Origin of the sequence: Aliidiomarina soli (genome assembly GCF_003986975.1) — a bacterium.
Taxonomy (GTDB): Bacteria; Pseudomonadota; Gammaproteobacteria; order Enterobacterales; family Alteromonadaceae; genus Aliidiomarina; species Aliidiomarina soli.
This window is the reverse complement of sequence record NZ_PIPO01000004.1, coordinates 266298-283170: the sequence shown is the minus strand read 5'-3', so window position 1 is coordinate 283170 and position 16873 is coordinate 266298. Positions and strand designations below refer to the sequence as shown.

The 16873-nt window shown below is 52.6% G+C and carries 17 protein-coding genes and 1 riboswitch; of the genes, 3 read left to right on the top strand and 14 right to left on the bottom strand.

The features are described 5' to 3' along the window. Positions 1-31: 31 nt before the first annotated feature. Positions 32-1357: an MFS transporter gene (locus CWE14_RS10440; RefSeq protein WP_126799323.1), complete on the bottom strand. Its 1326-nt coding sequence runs from the start codon at positions 1355-1357 to the stop codon at positions 32-34. 167 nt (positions 1358-1524) lie between these two features. Here CWE14_RS10440 and CWE14_RS10435 point away from each other — a divergent pair, with 167 nt between their 5' ends. After that, entirely contained in the window at positions 1525-2337 is an 813-nt protein-coding gene (locus tag CWE14_RS10435) for a flagellin N-terminal helical domain-containing protein (protein ID WP_126799322.1), read from the top strand. 8 nt (positions 2338-2345) lie between these two features. On the opposite strand, the gene CWE14_RS10430 is transcribed toward CWE14_RS10435, so the two are convergent. From CWE14_RS10430 to trxA, 8 genes are all read right to left on the bottom strand, one after another. Then, complete coding sequence (locus tag CWE14_RS10430; protein WP_126799321.1) at positions 2346-3140, bottom strand: choline/ethanolamine kinase family protein; 795 nt, start codon at positions 3138-3140, stop codon at positions 2346-2348. Continuing rightward, on the bottom strand, positions 3121-3768 hold the full coding sequence (gene pnuC / locus CWE14_RS10425; protein ID WP_126799320.1) for a nicotinamide riboside transporter PnuC: 648 nt from the start codon (positions 3766-3768) through the stop codon (positions 3121-3123). Before pnuC ends, CWE14_RS10430 begins: the two co-directional genes overlap by 20 nt. Then, positions 3765-4019 carry a YkoF family thiamine/hydroxymethylpyrimidine-binding protein gene (locus CWE14_RS10420; protein ID WP_126789612.1) on the bottom strand — a complete coding sequence of 85 codons (255 nt, stop codon included), beginning with the start codon at positions 4017-4019 and terminating at the stop codon, positions 3765-3767. Before CWE14_RS10420 ends, pnuC begins: the two co-directional genes overlap by 4 nt. Before the next feature lie 11 nt (positions 4020-4030). After that, positions 4031-6169 carry a TonB-dependent receptor gene (locus CWE14_RS10415; protein ID WP_126799319.1) on the bottom strand — a complete coding sequence of 713 codons (2139 nt, stop codon included), beginning with the start codon at positions 6167-6169 and terminating at the stop codon, positions 4031-4033. Positions 6170-6233: 64 nt separating this feature from the next. Next, positions 6234-6332: riboswitch (TPP riboswitch) on the bottom strand. A gap of 21 nt (positions 6333-6353) precedes the next feature. Continuing rightward, positions 6354-7055 (bottom strand): NAD(P)H-flavin reductase, encoded by a 702-nt coding sequence (fre, locus tag CWE14_RS10410; RefSeq protein WP_126799318.1) that lies wholly within the window; start codon positions 7053-7055, stop codon positions 6354-6356. 7 nt (positions 7056-7062) lie between these two features. Continuing rightward, on the bottom strand, positions 7063-8532 hold the full coding sequence (ubiD, locus tag CWE14_RS10405; protein WP_126799317.1) for a 4-hydroxy-3-polyprenylbenzoate decarboxylase: 1470 nt from the start codon (positions 8530-8532) through the stop codon (positions 7063-7065). Between the two features lie 34 nt (positions 8533-8566). After that, entirely contained in the window at positions 8567-9832 is a 1266-nt protein-coding gene (gene rho / locus CWE14_RS10400; protein WP_126789608.1) for a transcription termination factor Rho, read from the bottom strand. A gap of 338 nt (positions 9833-10170) precedes the next feature. After that, positions 10171-10497, bottom strand: coding sequence for a thioredoxin TrxA (trxA, locus tag CWE14_RS10395; protein WP_126789607.1), 327 nt, complete (start codon positions 10495-10497; stop codon positions 10171-10173). Between the two features lie 112 nt (positions 10498-10609). On the opposite strand from trxA, the gene rhlB reads away from it, so the two are divergent. Further along, positions 10610-11884, top strand: a complete 1275-nt coding sequence (gene rhlB / locus CWE14_RS10390) for an ATP-dependent RNA helicase RhlB (protein WP_126789606.1) — start codon at positions 10610-10612, stop codon at positions 11882-11884. A gap of 20 nt (positions 11885-11904) precedes the next feature. Further along, positions 11905-13404: a Ppx/GppA phosphatase family protein gene (locus CWE14_RS10385; protein ID WP_126799316.1), complete on the top strand. Its 1500-nt coding sequence runs from the start codon at positions 11905-11907 to the stop codon at positions 13402-13404. Here CWE14_RS10385 and hemB read toward each other — a convergent pair. From hemB to tatB, 5 genes are read right to left on the bottom strand one after another with little or no spacing between them, the layout of a single operon-like run. Beyond that, a complete protein-coding gene (gene hemB, locus CWE14_RS10380) occupies positions 13364-14371 on the bottom strand; it encodes a porphobilinogen synthase (protein ID WP_126789604.1) in 1008 nt (335 codons plus the stop codon). The genes CWE14_RS10385 and hemB overlap by 41 nt on opposite strands. A gap of 24 nt (positions 14372-14395) precedes the next feature. Beyond that, positions 14396-15208 carry a TatD family hydrolase gene (locus tag CWE14_RS10375; RefSeq protein ID WP_126799315.1) on the bottom strand — a complete coding sequence of 271 codons (813 nt, stop codon included), beginning with the start codon at positions 15206-15208 and terminating at the stop codon, positions 14396-14398. Then, positions 15208-15762, bottom strand: a complete 555-nt coding sequence (locus CWE14_RS10370) for a type VI secretion system-associated protein TagO (RefSeq protein WP_126799314.1) — start codon at positions 15760-15762, stop codon at positions 15208-15210. Before CWE14_RS10370 ends, CWE14_RS10375 begins: the two co-directional genes overlap by 1 nt. Beyond that, positions 15759-16493 (bottom strand): twin-arginine translocase subunit TatC, encoded by a 735-nt coding sequence (gene tatC, locus CWE14_RS10365; protein ID WP_126799313.1) that lies wholly within the window; start codon positions 16491-16493, stop codon positions 15759-15761. Before tatC ends, CWE14_RS10370 begins: the two co-directional genes overlap by 4 nt. Beyond that, positions 16490-16855, bottom strand: a complete 366-nt coding sequence (gene tatB, locus CWE14_RS10360; RefSeq protein WP_126799312.1) for a Sec-independent protein translocase protein TatB — start codon at positions 16853-16855, stop codon at positions 16490-16492. The genes tatC and tatB overlap by 4 nt, the downstream gene beginning before the upstream one ends. Between the last annotated feature and the right edge of the window lie 18 nt (positions 16856-16873).

The following is a 16873-nucleotide window of genomic DNA, read 5'->3' as shown; positions in this document are numbered from 1 at the left end:
ACAGCCTGCTGCTAGCATGCGGTGGCTTGCCTTAATCGTCAACCACGTTTGGCAGGCGCAGTGCGCGCCAGCCCGCAATCAGTCCAACCACGCTCAGAAACAGCAACACACTGTGCGTGCCAAGCCAGCTATCTAGCGCCCCAAGCAGGATGCCAAGCAACAGTAGTACCCCGATGACGGTATTTGACACTGCGGTCAGCTGCGCACGGTTTTCCTGCGTGGCCATATCCACCAGGTATGTTTTGCGCCCCACTCGGGCGCCATGATGGGCTACCGCAGAGAGGAAAATCAGCCCGCCACCAACCGGCAGCCAGGCCATATAGTCCTGCCACAGGCTATCCACAATCAGCGCCAGTGCCATCACGCCCACCGCCATAAACGCTGCTGCTGCCATCACATGATGACTGGCGCTGTCGGACCACTTGCCCCAGAATCGCCCTGCCAGCAGACCGGCCAGGCCATTCGCCAACAATAAACCGCCGAGGCCGGTTACTATGCCATTGCCTGAGGACTGGGTTTGAATCAGCACCACAATGTAAGGGATCGAGAATGCCGACGACACCAACAACGCACGGGTCGCGACAAAGTGACCGAATTGTTTGTCCTGCCATAAAATACTCAAGGACTTAACCGCTTCGGTTATGGCGTTGCCGCCACCGCTGGTGGCTCCCGGTGTTTCAGGCACAAAGGCATAAATAATAGCAGCGAGGATCCACAGCACTGCGGCGCCGCCTAACAAAGCCACAAAAAGTAAATTCGATCCCTCAACCTCAGGGCTTAAAATGATTGCCACAGCGGTTAGCAATGTCATCAGCCCGGCCGCGCTTGCAGCCAGCCCTGTCAAGCGCCCACGGCGCGTCTTCGACACGGTTTTACCGGTCACATCCTTAATTGCCACCGAACACACCCCGCGGGAGAGGCTGAACACGATTAACCAGCCAATCACCCACCAACCGAAGCTAGCCCCCGCAAAGGTAAACAACCCAACCAGCATCATCATGAGCGCAAACGCCTGGCCTACACTGCCCGCGACCCAGAACCATTTTCGGATCGGTTTCTCACGCATACTTTGAGCCACAAAAAGTTGCGGCAACAGGGACAAGGACTCCCGCAATGGCACCAGCATCGCAATGAAAAATGCAGGGGCGCCGGTGGCGGTTAATAGCCAAGGCAGGACCAGACGCGCACTAACCAATGAGTCACCCAGCTTGGTCAGGGTCAACGCCCATAAATGAAAAACAAACGCCTGTGGCTGATGGTTACAGGCCTCATCAGGGATGTCCTTACAGACGCGGGCGTCCTCGTCCTCTGCCAGGTAGCCGTATAACTTATCGCTCAGTTCCTTCGGTTTTGTCATGCCTGATGCCTGTATTTTCATGAATAAGCTATCTAATTTAGCGCTTTATCAGGCCAGCGCAACGCAAGATTAGAGCCAGTGAATTTAGTTGTTCACTATTTAAACAACTGGTATATACTAAATTTATCTAATATAGACAGGCGTCAACCTTTCACTAAGGGCGTACTATGAAAATCAACAACCCCGCTGCTGGCAATACAATACTGCAGCAGACCATACAATCGCAGAATCAGCGTATGGAACAACTTGCATCCGGCAACCGGGTAAACCGGGCCAGTGACGATGCGGCGGCACTGCAAATCATTGAGCGTATGAATTCAGAAGCAACCGCATTCCAGCGCTCAGTCAGGAACGCCTTTGACGGCATCTCGGTACTGCAGGTGGCAGAAGGTGGTATGCAGCAGGTGCAAAATGACTTGCAACGCATGCGTGAATTAAGCGTCCAGGCGGGCAATGGCATTTTAAGCGACAACGACCGCAGTGCAATTGGCGACGAAATGGCACAATTACGCGATGGTATTTACCGCACACTGGATACCACCAACATCGGCGGCACTACTTTGCTCAATCAGGATCAGTCACTTAACTTTCTGGTCGGTACCGGTCGCAGTGGTAACGATGAACGAATGACGGTGGACGCCGTTGATTTACGCGGTGCCGGCCTTAATGCACTGGAAACGCTGGATGTAAGTACTGCATCCGGGGCCGCCGATGCTATCTCTGAGATCGACGATATGTTGAGCGTGGTGGGCGGCATTCGTGCCGACTATGGAGCCAAGCAAAGTGCCTTTGTCAGCGCAGTCAATAACCTGACCGAGGCCAATGTCAATATCCAGGCCGCTCGCTCACGGATCCGGGATCTGGATTATGCTGAAACCACCGCCAACCAGACCCGGGACAACATTCTCGGTCAATCGGCGATCGCGCTACGCGGGCAGGCTACGCTCAGCCAGAGTCAGGTGCTTAATTTGCTCGACTAGCCAACTGCTTAGGTGGTGCGCTGCACCCGCTGTGCCTCAAACCAGAGCCTGTTCACCAGGTCGATTAACTGACGCCAGTCCGATAAGTCGGCTGGCGTTATTGTTTCCCCGCTATGCTTCAGGCTGTGCGCCGAATAGTGCTCACAGAGAACCGCCACCTCCCCCTCTGTTAGCTCATTAATCGCAATTGACGATGCAAGATCAAAGCACGGATGGCCATAGCCCGCGTATTCCCAGTCAACCACCCGCGGTGGTTGGCTCATTAGAATATGAGCAAACGCCAGGTCATTATGGCAAAGCACTTTAGGGTGCTGATCCCAGGCAGTTAACAAAGGCGCAAACCCGGCCAGCTCAGCAGCCAGGTCGTTGGCGACTTTTGCTTCATACTGGGCAATTGCCTGCAGGTAATTATCCACCCGTGAACTCAATGACCAGTGCGGCAACGGGGGGGCCTGTTGATGAATACGCCACAGGGTGTCAGCCAGAACCCTCAACTGTGTGGTGCTGTCAGACTGAGTCAACGTGGGTGCGTCAACCCAGGCAAACAACACCAGCTCATAACTGGCACTCCAGGCTACAATATCCACCGTCAGGTGGTGCTGGTAGAGCGCGCGTTGTAAGCGAATTTCCTCTACCCGATCGACCCCATTATGGCGAGCCGCACCCTGCTGTTTAAGGAAGTAGAGTTGTCCTTGATGGTCTACCTGCCAACAGCGATTTACCAGGCCGCCGGGCACGGGCTGCAACTGCCAGCCGCTGCCCAGATGTTGCTGTAAAAATGCATCAATAGCTGTACTGCTCACTCAAACTTCCTGCATCTGTGCGCTGTTGCGCTTGATAGCTCTGACGCCATCGCCAGTAGCCGATAAAGGCCATCAGGGTATAAACCGCAAACAACACGGCGGTCGGGTAGAACCCCTTACTCCAGAAAAGTGCCACATAGGCAAAGTCGATCACGATCCAATAGAGCCAGTTTTCGAGCACCCGCCGGGCAACCAGCACGGTTGCGAATAAACTGAAAACCGTGGTTGGGGTGTCGAGCCACACCATGTCTGCGTCCGTGTAGCGACTCAGCAGCCAGGCCAGCATCGTACTGAGCAGTGTTAACCCAATCAAGCAGAGCAGATGCGTGCGCCAACCCATGGTGGTTATCGCAATACCTGGCCCGCTACCACTATGCTGCCGACGGTGTGAAACCCAGCTGTAGAATCCGTAACCCGCCATCACCACGTAGAAAAGTTGCAACGCACTTTCCATATATAACGAACCCTGGATGAAAAGCCCGGTATAAATAGAGGCACTGATAGCGGCAGCTGGCCAGCACCACAGACTCTGCCGAATCGCCAGCACCACGTATGCCGCTGCCAGCAACACGGCCAGTAGCTCCCATTGCGACGTTAGCGCCAGTAGCTCAGTCAGCCACGCACTCATGGACGCAGGTCGCGGTTAATGAACTTACACACCAGGACCTGGCTCGGCACCTGTTGATAGACACGCTCGAGTTCATCGGTCAGTACCTCCATAACCCGGCGAAAGTCGCCAAACACCTGAGTACTCATGGTGTTGGTGTTCACCACCAGATCATCGTAGCGCGCCAGGCGCTCAACAAAGTCTTTAATCACCGGGAGGTATGCATCAGCCAGTGGGTACAGAGAAATTTCAGCACTTAATGGTAAGCTCATCACAGCCTCCTTTAAAATTGATAGCGAGCGGTAAAGCCGACACGACGCGGCTCACCATATTGAACATAATTTTTTGCGCTATAACCATCGCGAGGGTCATTGCCAAAATAGAATCCCCGGGTCGCATAGTCTTCGTCAGTCAGGTTACGACCCCACAGACTTAACACCCAGTCCCCTACAAAATAGTTTAACCGCGCATGCAGCAGTTGATAACTGGACGAACGCTGATCATGGGTATTTGAAAAATAGAAACCATCCCGCGCATCCATTTCCACCCGCAACTGCAGTGGCGCAGCTAACTGATACTCAATGCCTGCATGAAGCTGATAGTTAGGCGCATGAGCCTGTTCACGGCCACTGATAAGCTCGCCCCCTTCCGGCTGAAAGTTACGCAACTCAGTTTGCATGACGCCAAGCGCACTGAATACACGCAGGCGGTCTGTTGGCAGGTAATCCAGTTCAATTTCAAGGCCGTAGTTGCGTCCTGACGATGCGTTGTCCAGGTAGCTGACGAACTGCTGATCACGCAATACATAAGCGTTGACCTGCATGTCATCGCGCCAGCTGTGAAACAGGGTGACGTTGGCATTTAGGCTGTGTTCCGGTACATGCAACCGATAGCCAAGTTCGCTATTTATCAGAAGCTCAGGGGCAAAGGTTGCCACTGACTCCAAAAACTCACTGGCTTCTCCCAGGCCCTCGTCGTCAGCACGCCCCAGCGCTTCACCATTGACGCCGCCCTGTTTAAAGCCCCGGGCCAACGATGCGTAGACCTGCTGATTGTCATCAAGAGTATACTGCAGTGAGGCACGACCACCCCAGGTGGTATCACTTGGGTTGGCAACGATAGCGCGGCTATCGCGGTATTGATTATCGTAACCCTGCACCCGCAACCCGTAGGTCGCCCGGAGTAGCGGTGTCCATTGCTGGATGAGTTCCCCATACGCTGCCCAGTTCTCTGTTTCATAGTCACTGCTGAACAGCGCGTCCTGGTATGTTTCGTCTGCATAATCGTATGAGGTATAGGTCCGGCTAAGCTGCATGTCGCTTTGTCGCACATACACACCCGCCACCCAGTCAGTGGCTATGCCAGCGAGCTGAACCGGAGTCGACGACAGTAAACGCAACTCGGCGGTGGTATCGTCTCGCTCGCGATCATACGCATCAAAGGCGCTGTACTCCCAACCCGGTTCAATTCCCTGGTAGGCCCAGTCTTCATCAAAGCTGTATATCTGCTCGGCGGTCAGGACACTTAGCGAGAACTGAAGCTCGGCAGTATCTAGCCCGGTATAGTTAAGTTGCGAACGAACGGCATGGCTATCCAGCGTATCCTGACCAGGCATATCGGACAACGTGGTGCGGTCAAGATCGAGTGAAAATGCGTCATAGCGGTTATCGATATCAAACCGGTGATAGCTCAGCAGCATGTTGAGATCCGGCGCCATCTGCCATTCACCATTCAGCCGAAACGTCAGTTCGTCCTGGCCATTGGTATCACTGCGTCCAAGATACGTGTTTTCAACAAAGCCATCGCTCTCATACCGATACAATGATCCACGCAGGCGAAAACTATTATTAAGAGCACCGCCAAATGCCACTCCGGCACCGTAGCTATTGTAATTCGCGTGGTTTAGTTCAAGCTGCCCATCGGCATAATCGGTCAGTTCATGGCTACTCAGATAGACCATTCCCGCCATCGCGTCTGCACCAAAACGGGTACTTTGTGGTCCCCGGAACACTTCAACCTGGCCGATATCAAACAGGGTTGCGGCCTGGCCCAGCCCACTGTAATTAATACCATCAATCACAAGGCCAACCGATGGATTAATCGGGTCAACAAACTGACTGCGTTCGCCGATACCGCGGATTTGGATATAATTCGCTCGGGAGCCGCCTGAAGCAAGGTTCAGGTTAGGGGTCATTGCCAGCGCTTCTTCGAGATGTTCAGCCTGGCGACTGCGGATATCATCAGCACTTAACACACTGACACTGGCCGGCACGTCCTGCAGCCCTTTGGCGCGAAATTCGCCGACCACAGTAATACGCTCAATGGCTACTTCATTCTCCGTGGTCTGCGCAGAAACAGGCAGCGTCAGGGTAAAAGCACCAAGTAGGAGGGAGGACTTAAGAACAGGAACAGAGTATTTCATATAAGGATCTCATCTTTTACTTAACAGAAAGAAGAGACCCGGTTACAGGCTTTGTAAGTAGAACTTTGAATTGTATTACCAATCCCTACGCCAGTATTAACCGGATCAGGTACTAAGGGTTCGCAATGCATCTCAGCCCGTACGGGCACCCCTTGGTAGTTTTCGGCGGCAGTATAGCGCCAAATTAAATGAAGCTCAACGCGTCTCCGTACAGTTGCTCGCGTGGCAATCCATGCTGTTCAAATTCATCGCGTACCACGCGCACCATCTCAAAACGGCCCGCTATGTACACGTCAAAATCTGCCAGTTGTTTGCCGAACGCTTCCAGCACCGCATGATGAACGAGACCACGGTCACCAGCCCATTCGGCTGGCGGATTTTCCAGTACCGGGCGATAGCTGAAGTTCTCGTGCAGGCGTTCGAGTTGCAGCAGCTGCTCATGCATATAGAGATCATCCAGCTGGCGCGCGCCCCAGAACATCATAACCGGGCGAGGGTCAGTGCTCGCCAGATGCTGCTGCAGGATAGACCAGGTATAAGAAAAACCAGTCCCCCCAGCGAGCAAAATCATCGGCCGCGCACTGTCAGCACGATACTGAGCCACCCCTAACGGCGCCTCGACACTGATTTCACCATCAGCCTGCAAGCGTTCAATCACTTCACTGGCATAGGTATTACCTGGTTCAGCGCCAATATGCAGCTCAAGTCGAGCCTGCTCAGCTGGCATAGATGCAATTGAAAACGGTCGCTTGTCGTTCTCGCCCATGACCACCTGCAAATACTGCCCGGCATGAAACACCACTGGAGCAGATGGAGACAATTCGACGCGGTACACATTCGGTGTAAGCGCTTTCATACTACTTAACTGGCAACGCAAAACTGACATAAAAACCTTATTTAAAAATACCTAACTCATCCCAGATATCATCGACGCGCTGTTTAACCGCTTCGTCCATAACAATGGGCTCCCCCCATTCGCGATCCGTCTCGCCCGGCCATTTATTGGTGGCGTCCATCCCCATCTTCGATCCTAAGCCGGATACCGGCGAGGCAAAGTCGAGGTAATCAATTGGGGTATTTTCAACCATCACAGTGTCCCGCGCTGGGTCCATCCGCGTGGTAATGGCCCAGATCACATCCTGCCAGTCGCGGGCATTGATGTCGTCATCGCAGACAATCACGAACTTGGTATACATAAACTGGCGTAAAAAAGACCACACGCCCATCATTACCCGTTTCGCATGACCTGGATACTGTTTCTTCATGGTAACCACGGCCATACGGTACGAACAACCTTCCGGCGGCAAGTAGAAGTCGACAATTTCCGGAAATTGCTTTTGCAAAATAGGAATGAACACTTCGTTCAGCGCCACCCCAAGTACCGCAGGCTCATCCGGCGGCCGCCCGGTATAGGTGGTATGGTAAATCGGGTCTTTACGATGGGTGATATGGGTCACAGTAAAGACGGGAAACTCGTCCACTTCATTGTAGTAACCCGTATGGTCACCATACGGGCCTTCGGGCGCGGTTTCACCGGGTTCGAGGTAGCCCTCGAGGATAATTTCAGCGTGCGCAGGAACCTGAAGATCATTGCTAACCGATTTGACCACTTCGGTTTTGCCGTCTCGTAACAGACCCGCAAAGGCGTATTCCGACAAGGTATCAGGAACCGGCGTCACGGCACCAAGAATGGTCGCCGGATCAGCACCCAGCGCGACCGACACCGGAAAACGCTGACCAGGGTTCTGCTTACAAAACTCCTGATAATCCAGGGCGCCACCACGGTGGCTAAGCCAGCGCATAATCAGCTTGTTTCTGGATAGCACCTGCTGTCGATAAATACCCAGGTTCTGGCGTTTTTTATGTGGCCCCCTGGTGACGGTAAGGCCCCAGGTGATCAAGGGTGCAACATCGCCAGGCCAGCAATGCTGTACCGGAATTTTAGCTAAATCGACGTCGTCGCCACTGATCACCACATCCTGACAGGGTGCGTTCTTACGTACTTTGGGTGCCATACTCAGCACCTTTTTCAGCAAGGGTAATTTGCTCAACGCATCTTTGAAGCCCGCTGGAGGCTCAGGCTCTTTTAAGTAAGCAAGCAGTTTACCAACGTCTCGCAGCGCACTTAAACTTTCCTGGCCCATTCCTTTCGCGACCCGGTCCGGAGTCCCAAAAAGATTCGCCAGTACCGGCATGTCGTGCCCTTTAACATTCTCAAACAACAACGCCGGACCGCCCGCTTTTAGCGTGCGGTCGGCAATCTCTGTCATTTCAAGATAGGGGTCAATAGGCTGGGAAATACGCTTAAGTTCGCCCTGACTTTCCAGCTGAGCCAGAAAGTCACGCAAGTCCTGATACTTCATCTGGCTTTGCTCACTTATCTAAGATACGGCAGAACTAGCTTTTCTGCCGCTTCATCGATTCAAAGAACTCATCATTGGTCTTAGTCATCACTAAGCGGTCAATAAGGAACTCCATGGCTTCCATTTCACCCATTGGGTGGAGGATTTTACGTAAGACCCACATTTTCTGCAGCTCTTCCTGTGAAGCCAGTAATTCCTCTCGACGTGTACCTGAGCGGTTAAAGTCGATCGCCGGGAATACACGCTTCTCCGCAATCTTGCGGTTGAGGTGTAATTCCATGTTACCGGTCCCTTTAAACTCTTCGTAGATGACTTCATCCATTTTAGAGCCGGTATCGATCAATGCGGTCGCGATAATAGTCAGGCTCCCACCTTCCTCGACATTACGTGCGGCACCGAAGAAGCGCTTAGGCTTGTGTAACGCGTTGGCGTCAACACCACCGGTTAACACCTTGCCAGAGCTTGGGATCACGGTGTTGTAAGCACGTGCCAGACGAGTGATAGAGTCGAGTAGAATGACCACGTCTTTCTTGTGTTCCACTAAACGCTTGGCTTTTTCAATCACCATCTCAGCAACCTGCACGTGACGGCTGGCTGGCTCATCAAAGGTCGAAGCTATTACTTCCCCTTTCACCAGACGGCTCATCTCGGTCACTTCTTCCGGGCGCTCGTCGATCAGCAACACCATCAGATTACAATCAGGGTGGTTGGCCGCAATGGACTGCGCAATATTCTGCAACAGCAAGGTTTTACCGGCTTTCGGTGGTGCTACCACTAAGCCACGCTGACCTTTACCAATCGGCGACGCCAGATCCAGAATACGCGCCGTGATGTCTTCTGTTGAGCCATTACCGCGCTCCATGCGCAAACGTTCATTGGCATGTAAAGGAGTAAGGTTTTCAAAAAGAATTTTATTACGGGAGTTTTCAGGCTTGTCGAAGTTAACTTCGCGGATTTTCAGCAGGGCAAAATAGCGTTCACCATCTTTCGGCGGGCGTATCTTACCGGCGACTGTATCCCCAGTACGCAGGTTAAAACGGCGAATCTGGCTCGGCGATACATAAATATCATCGGGGCCTGCCAGGTACGACGAATCACCGGAGCGCAGAAAGCCAAAGCCGTCCTGCAGAATTTCCAGCACGCCGTCACCGAAGATGTCTTCGCCGCTTTTCGCGTGAGCCTTTAAAATTGAAAAAATAATGTCTTGTTTACGCAGGCGAGCCGTGTTGTCGAGGCCCATTTCGCTGGCAAGGTCAACCAGTTCACTGATTGGCTTGCTTTTTAATTCAGTCAGATTCATAAGCGGTAGGTCTTGAGAAATTATCTACAAAAATTTGGGGTTGTTTACGTCCACACATCGCATTTCAGTTACGAAACTCGTTGCTACTATGCACGCGCGGGTGATTTAGGGGTTATATCTGTGTTCGTATTTGTATTCGTACGTGTTCGTTATTCGTAGCTTAAGCGCCGTTGAGGATAGTAATTCCGGCCAGTTTGGAAACGCTACAGGGTCAAAATAACACCAATTTCAGGATTCGTCCAGTTTTGCCGTTGTACGAGATCACTGAATAAAGAAGTAAACGCGGACACCCCACCAGGATGCAATGTGGGCGCTATCCGCGTTAACTTACACGGTGCTTACACGTGCTCGCTGAGGAATTCACTCAGTTGGGCTTTAGACATCGCACCCACTTTAGTTCCAACTACTTCACCACCTTTAAACAGCAGCAATGTTGGAATGCCGCGGATACCATACTTCGGTGGAGTTTCGTTGTTGTGATCTACATTCAGTTTGCCGATGGTAACTTTACCAGCAAACTCTTCTGCGATGTCGTCGAGAATCGGTGCGATCATTTTACAAGGTCCACACCACTCAGCCCAAAAATCAACAAGGACTGGTTGATCAGCTTTAATTACGTCTGCGTCAAAGCTTTCGTCGCTCAGCTGAACAATGTTGTCACTCATGGTACATCTCCGGTCATTTTCTCGCAGCGAGGTCGCTGCGACTTGAAGTTAGACTACATATTTAATCATTTCTGTTTTTTATTGCAAGCGCAAACCTGATATGCTGAGCGCCATGAGCGAAAAACACTTAACTGAAACCAAGTTTGCCGATCTTGGATTGCACCCGAGCGTGCTCGATGCCCTGAATAAAGTCGGCTTTACCTACTGTACACCAATCCAGGCATTAAGCCTGCCGTTGGCATTGCAGGGGCAAGATGTGGCTGGCCAGGCGCAAACCGGTACCGGTAAGACAATGGCGTTCCTGGTCGCAATTTTTAACCAATTGATGACGAATCCGCGTAAAGATACGGAGTCGAAACAGCCTCGCGCGCTAGTGATGGCACCGACCCGTGAGCTAGCCGTGCAGATCCATAACGACGCTATCGAGTTAGCCAAACAATGTGGGCTCAAGCTGGCGGTTGTGTATGGTGGTGAAAACTACGAAGCACAGCGGGCCGAACTGGCTGAAGGCGTTGACGTACTGGTCGGAACCTGTGGTCGTCTGATCGACTATTGCAAGCAAGGCGTCTACCGCCTCGATGCAATTGATGTCGTAGTCCTGGACGAGGCAGACCGAATGTTTGACCTCGGCTTTATCGACGATATTCGCTACATGTTCAGACAGATGGGACAGCCGTCTGGTCGACTTAACATGCTATTTTCAGCCACCCTTTCGATGCGCGTGAAAGAGCTTGCTTATGAGCACATGAACGAGCCTACCAGCGTCGAAATTGAGCCAGAACAGATGACTGGCGCCCGTATTGAAGAAGAACTTTTTTACCCATCTAAACCTGACAAAATGAAACTCCTGCTGACCCTGATTGAAGAGGATTGGCCGGACAAAGCAATCGTTTTTTCCAATACAAAACATGGCTGTGACAAGGTTTACCAGTGGTTAAAATCCGCGCAACATCGCGTTGGATTGTTAACCGGCGACGTTCCACAGCGGAAACGTTTGAAGATTCTGGATGATTTTGCCACCGGCAAAGTGGATATTCTGGTTGCTACCGATGTGGCAGCGCGTGGTTTACACATTCCAGCCGTCAGCCATGTCTATAACTACGACCTGCCAGATGACTGTGAAGACTACGTCCACCGCATTGGTCGTACCGGCCGTGCTGGTGCCAGTGGTAAAGCGGTGAGTCTGGCCTGTGAAGAGTACGTTTATAACCTTCCAGCCATTGAAGACTACATCAAACATGGTATCCCGGTGACTAAATATGACAGCGGAGCCTTGTTGGAAGATATACCCAGACCACACTTCCCGCAGAAGCGTCGCATGCAGAGTGGGAAAAACTATAATCGACGTCACTCCGGGCCTAAGCGCCAGGGGCGTAAACCCGGTTAAATAGCGGCCCTCATCTGCCTATGCGTTCAAAAGCCTACTACGCGGCCATCGACCTTGGGTCAAACAGCTTTCACATGCTGGTGGTTCGCGTTGTGGCTGGCGGCGTGCAGGTGGTCAGTAAGATCAAGCGCAAAGTCCGTCTCGCTGGTGGTCTACGCGACGACGGATCGCTTGATGACGCAGCCAAACAACGCGCTCTTCAGTGCCTGCGGATCTTTTCTGACCGCGTGCAGGACATCGACCCTTCCCATATTCGCTGTGTCGGCACAGCTACCTTACGTAAAATAGCCAGCGACACCGCATTCATTGCTGACGCCCAACAAACACTTGGTCACCCGATCGAGATCATCAGTGGCGATGAAGAAGCAGCAACTATTTACCAGGGCATTGCCCGCACCACCGCTTTTCCTGAACGTATGCTAGTGATTGATATTGGCGGCGCCTCTACCGAGCTAATTCTCGGTCAGGGTTTCGACGCTCAGGTATTGAATTCGCTCGATATGGGATGCGTTACCTGGTATCAGCAGCATTTCACCGACGGTAAAATCACGCACGCGACTACTCAGGCTGCGATCACCAGTGCCGGTGAAATTGTCGAGGTCGTGGCTGAGCAATACAGCAAACGCGAAGGCGCCATGGTGCTGGGGGCGTCCGGGACCTTTAAAGCGCTCGAAGAAATTGCCATTGCTCGTGGTGACACCCTCGAATTTACCCCCAACTGGTTAACCAACTTACTAGCTGAAGCGATTGCCTGTGGCGAGCATGACCGTCTGCATCTGAAAGGTCTTAAAGCAAACCGCAAGAATGTCTTTGTCAGCGGCTTATGTATATTAATTGCGCTCTGTGAAAAGCTTTCTATTGCCAGGCTGCAAGCGACCTCAGGTGCGCTGCGCGAAGGCATTATCTACGCCTTGCTGGATAGCAGCAACGATGCAGGACAGACGATCGAAACCGATGTCCAGTTGCGTACCCTAAGCACGGTTGCGGGCACCTATCACCTCGATATCGGGCAAGCTGAACGCGTGCTTGAGATGGCGGAAAATCTGTATCAACAGTGTGCCGATCACTGGGTCATGCCGCGCAATAGTTACGAATTGATGCGCGCTGTGGCGTATCTGCATGAGCTTGGATTGAGTCTGGCGTATAAAAAAGCCAGCGCCCATGCAGCCTATATGGTTAAGCATCTGGATCTGCCGGGGTTTAATGCCCCCTTGCGCAAACAAATCATTGCATTGCTTGAAGGCTGCGCCGGTATTATCGATGATGACACTAGCCCGTCGCTTCACGAGCTGCCTGCTTTACGCCATCTCGAACGCATCCTGCGCCTGGCAATACTACTTTGCCAGCGCCGCCATGCCACTACGCTCGACCATTATCAGCTTAGCGTTGAGAACACGCACCTGCATCTGCAGGCGCCAGCTGGTTTCTTTGCACGCAACCCTTTTCTAAGTAGCCTGCTTGATGAAGAGGCGGCTCAGCTTACTGAGCCTGAGTCGCTAACTTTTTCGCCACGCGTTTAGCGAAATAGGTCAAAATACCATCCGCGCCAGCACGTTTGAATGCCAGCAGCCCTTCAAAGATGGTTTCTTCTCCAAGCCAGCCATTGTCGATGGCCGCCATATGCATCGCATACTCACCACTAACCTGATAGGCAAAGGTTGGGACCGCAAACTCATCTTTTACTCGCCGCACGATATCCAGATAGGGCATGCCCGGTTTAACCATCACCATATCAGCGCCTTCTTCGATATCCATTGCCACTTCATGCAATGCCTCGTCACTGTTGGCCGGATCCATCTGATAGGTCTTTTTATTGCCACCCTTAAGGTTGCCGGCCGAGCCGACTGCATCGCGAAACGGCCCATAATAGGCCGAGGCGTACTTCGCCGAATATGCCATGATCTGGACGTTATGAAAGCCTTCCTCTTCAAGCGCTTCGCGTATCGCACCGATGCGACCGTCCATCATGTCTGAAGGGGCAATAACATCAGCACCTGCTCGCGCATGCGACAGTGCCTGTCGCACCAGCACCGCAGTGGTCACATCATTCTGCACATACCCAGAGTCATCCAGAATACCGTCCTGGCCATGACTGGTGAACGGGTCCAGAGCGACGTCAGTCATCACCCCAAGCTGTGGACAGGCGGCTTTAAGTGCGCGCACCGCTCGCTGTGCCAGTCCTTCATCGTCATACGCCGCTTCAGCACCCAGCGATTTGTCGGTGACTGGTGTCACCGGGAAAATAGCGACCATGGGGACGCCCAGCGCCACCAGCTCTTTACCTTCTTCAATCAGCAGGTCAATCGATATACGTTCAACACCAGGCATCGAAGCAACGGTTTGCCGTTGCCCTTCTCCCGGTAACACAAACATTGGGTAAATCAGATCGTTAACGGTTAACTGGTTTTCACTGACTAAGCGACGACTGAAATCATGCGCGCGAGAACGCCGTAAACGGCGATGGGGAAAGCCACTATAAACGGCCATACTGGTTCCTCTTCATTAGGGTGTCTACCAGGCGCCAAAAAGGCGCATGGCATTTTGATAGGTTGTGCGTTGTAACTGCTCACTTTCGATGGCACTACGTTCGGCTACATAGGTTGCAATATGCACCAGGTATTGAGGCTTATTGCGTCTCGACTTTGGTCGCGGCCGCACATTGCGGGGAAGCAGATACGGAGCATCGGTTTCCAACAGCAGGCGACTGCTATCGATGGCTGGCACCGCTTCGGCCAGATGTTGGCCCCGCCGCTCATCACAGACCCAGCCAGTGATACCAATGTAACAACCTAAATCCTGATAAGCCGCTAATGCCTCGACGTCGCCAGTGAAACAGTGGGTAAATGCCGCGCTTAAATCTGCCATCGCGGGCTGCAAGATGGCCAGTTGATCACCAAGCGCGTCACGCTCATGCAAATAGAGGGGTAACCCGGTTTCAATCGCCAATTCAACCTGTGCCGCAAAAACCCGCCGTTGCATATCAGGCGGCGAATAGTTTCGATTGTAATCCAGTCCGCATTCACCGATCGCGCGTACACTAGGGTGCTGGCTTAAGGTCTTCAGGTCGGCAATGAAGCTATCGTTCACCTGTGCAGCCTGGTGCGGATGCACACCAGCAGTAACGATACAACGCGGGTCTTGTTCCGCGAAGGTGATGGCGCGGCGTGTCTCAGCCACATCGGAGGCAATTAACACGATACGGCCTACGCCCTGTTCTTCAGCGGCATCCAATTCGTCACGGAAGCGCGCAAGCTCATTGTCGGGTGGCAGGTTAACCCCGCAATCAATCCAGCAAGAGAAGTCGGTAGATTGCAATGCAGTCATTAGTCGACACGGCGGACGCGAATTGAACGGTTGCTGCCATCATGACTCAGCATAAAAGAATTCATTGCACCGCGTTCAATATAATAGTCTGCGTCGTTCTCATAAAAGAAATTGCGTACGCTTTCGATCTGATGCCATTCGGCACCTTCATCAGTGCGGAAGCGCCAAAGGCCTCTTGGATTCTGCCAGCTATCGACGATATTGATATAACGTCTGCTATCATCCTCTGCCGGACGAGCGAGATGTTCGCGGCCAAAATCATCACCACGCTGTTGCGCATTGTCGCGCCGACTTTGCTGTTGCGCGGCCGCTTCAAGACGCGCTTCTTCCGCGCGCGCTGCAGCCCGCGACGACTCGTCTGCCTGCTGGGTGCGGGCGAGCCTGTCGTAGCAATCCAGACGCTCAACTGAACTGTCGATGCGACGGCAGTTCTGCAACTGCATTAACAGGCTATTTTCTTCGGCATTAGCTGCTGCGTCATTATTCTGTGCCTGAACGCCTGGAATCGCCAGCAACAGACTGACGGATACTAAGGGTAAAATCCATGCTTTCATTGTTCACCTCGTTTTGCAGACGGTGTGTAGAAGCGGGCAAAGATCAGTCCCAACTCGAACAACAACCACATTGGTACAGCCAGCAATGTTTGCGAAATCACGTCCGGCGGTGTCAGCAGCATGCCAACAATAAAGACCCCCACAATCACATAGGCGCGTTTGGCGCGAAGGTTTGCAGGTGTTGTCACACCACTCCAGCATAATAGTAGAATCGCGACCGGAATTTCAAAGGCAATACCGAACGCAAAAAGCACCTTGAGGACAAAATCCAGGTAGCTTGAGATATCGGTCGCGACCTCTACGCCTTCCGGTGCCATCATTGTAAAAAAGGCAAATGCCAGCGGCAGCACGACGAAAAACGCAAAGGCTATTCCGCCATAAAACAACAACGTGCTGCTAATCAGCAGCGGCGCGACCAGCCGCTTTTCCTGTTGATACAGCCCCGGTGCGATAAAGCGCCAGACCTGATGTAATAAAAACGGCACGGCCAGCACTACCGCCACGACCATGGTTAGCTTGAACGGCGCAAAGAACGGGGCTCCGACATCTATCGCAATCATGCTACCGCCTTCCGGCATATTGGCCATTAGCGGCTCAGCGAGGAAGTAGTAAATATCACGGGCAAAATAAATTAAGCCAAGAAAGATCACCAGGACTGCGGCAATACCGCGCAGGAGAGCGTTGCGCAACTCACCCAGATGACCCAGCAAGGTTCCGTCACTGTCACTCATCGCGGCTCGTTGTCCTTATCGCCCGGCTTCTCATTCGCGGGCTCCTGGTCGGTTGACTCAGAGGGTTTTGCATAGGGCCGATTGACGCTGGCCGCGGCCCGCTGCAATTCATCCAGAGACTTTTTTAAGTCGTCAGGAAGGTTATCCAGATCATCGCTCTCTTCAATTTTTCTCAGGTTATCATGCAACTCTTTGACTCTAAGCTCATGATTAATCTCAGCTTCCATCCGGCTGCCAAACTGACGAACTTTATGCAGCCCTTGCTGGACTGAGCGAACGGCACGCGGCAAGCGTTCCGGACCTAAAATAATCAGGCCTATCAATACGACAACCAGAAGCTCCCAGAACCCGATATCAAACATATCTACTCACGGCGCTGT

Excerpts from the sequence above, each read along its gene's own strand:
- CWE14_RS10440 (WP_126799323.1), bottom strand. The coding sequence starts at position 1,357 with ATGACAAAACCGAAGGAACTGAGCGATAAGTTATACGGCTACCTGGCA.
- CWE14_RS10435 (WP_126799322.1), top strand. The coding sequence starts at position 1,525 with ATGAAAATCAACAACCCCGCTGCTGGCAATACAATACTGCAGCAGACC.
- pnuC (WP_126799320.1), bottom strand. The coding sequence starts at position 3,768 with ATGAGTGCGTGGCTGACTGAGCTACTGGCGCTAACGTCGCAATGGGAG.
- CWE14_RS10420 (WP_126789612.1), bottom strand. The coding sequence starts at position 4,019 with ATGAGCTTACCATTAAGTGCTGAAATTTCTCTGTACCCACTGGCTGAT.
- CWE14_RS10415 (WP_126799319.1), bottom strand. The coding sequence starts at position 6,169 with ATGAAATACTCTGTTCCTGTTCTTAAGTCCTCCCTCCTACTTGGTGCT.
- fre (WP_126799318.1), bottom strand. The coding sequence starts at position 7,055 with ATGTCAGTTTTGCGTTGCCAGTTAAGTAGTATGAAAGCGCTTACACCG.
- ubiD (WP_126799317.1), bottom strand. The coding sequence starts at position 8,532 with ATGAAGTATCAGGACTTGCGTGACTTTCTGGCTCAGCTGGAAAGTCAG.
- rho (WP_126789608.1), bottom strand. The coding sequence starts at position 9,832 with ATGAATCTGACTGAATTAAAAAGCAAGCCAATCAGTGAACTGGTTGAC.
- trxA (WP_126789607.1), bottom strand. The coding sequence starts at position 10,497 with ATGAGTGACAACATTGTTCAGCTGAGCGACGAAAGCTTTGACGCAGAC.
- rhlB (WP_126789606.1), top strand. The coding sequence starts at position 10,610 with ATGAGCGAAAAACACTTAACTGAAACCAAGTTTGCCGATCTTGGATTG.
- CWE14_RS10385 (WP_126799316.1), top strand. The coding sequence starts at position 11,905 with ATGCGTTCAAAAGCCTACTACGCGGCCATCGACCTTGGGTCAAACAGC.
- hemB (WP_126789604.1), bottom strand. The coding sequence starts at position 14,371 with ATGGCCGTTTATAGTGGCTTTCCCCATCGCCGTTTACGGCGTTCTCGC.
- CWE14_RS10375 (WP_126799315.1), bottom strand. The coding sequence starts at position 15,208 with ATGACTGCATTGCAATCTACCGACTTCTCTTGCTGGATTGATTGCGGG.
- CWE14_RS10370 (WP_126799314.1), bottom strand. The coding sequence starts at position 15,762 with ATGAAAGCATGGATTTTACCCTTAGTATCCGTCAGTCTGTTGCTGGCG.
- tatC (WP_126799313.1), bottom strand. The coding sequence starts at position 16,493 with ATGAGTGACAGTGACGGAACCTTGCTGGGTCATCTGGGTGAGTTGCGC.
- tatB (WP_126799312.1), bottom strand. The coding sequence starts at position 16,855 with ATGTTTGATATCGGGTTCTGGGAGCTTCTGGTTGTCGTATTGATAGGC.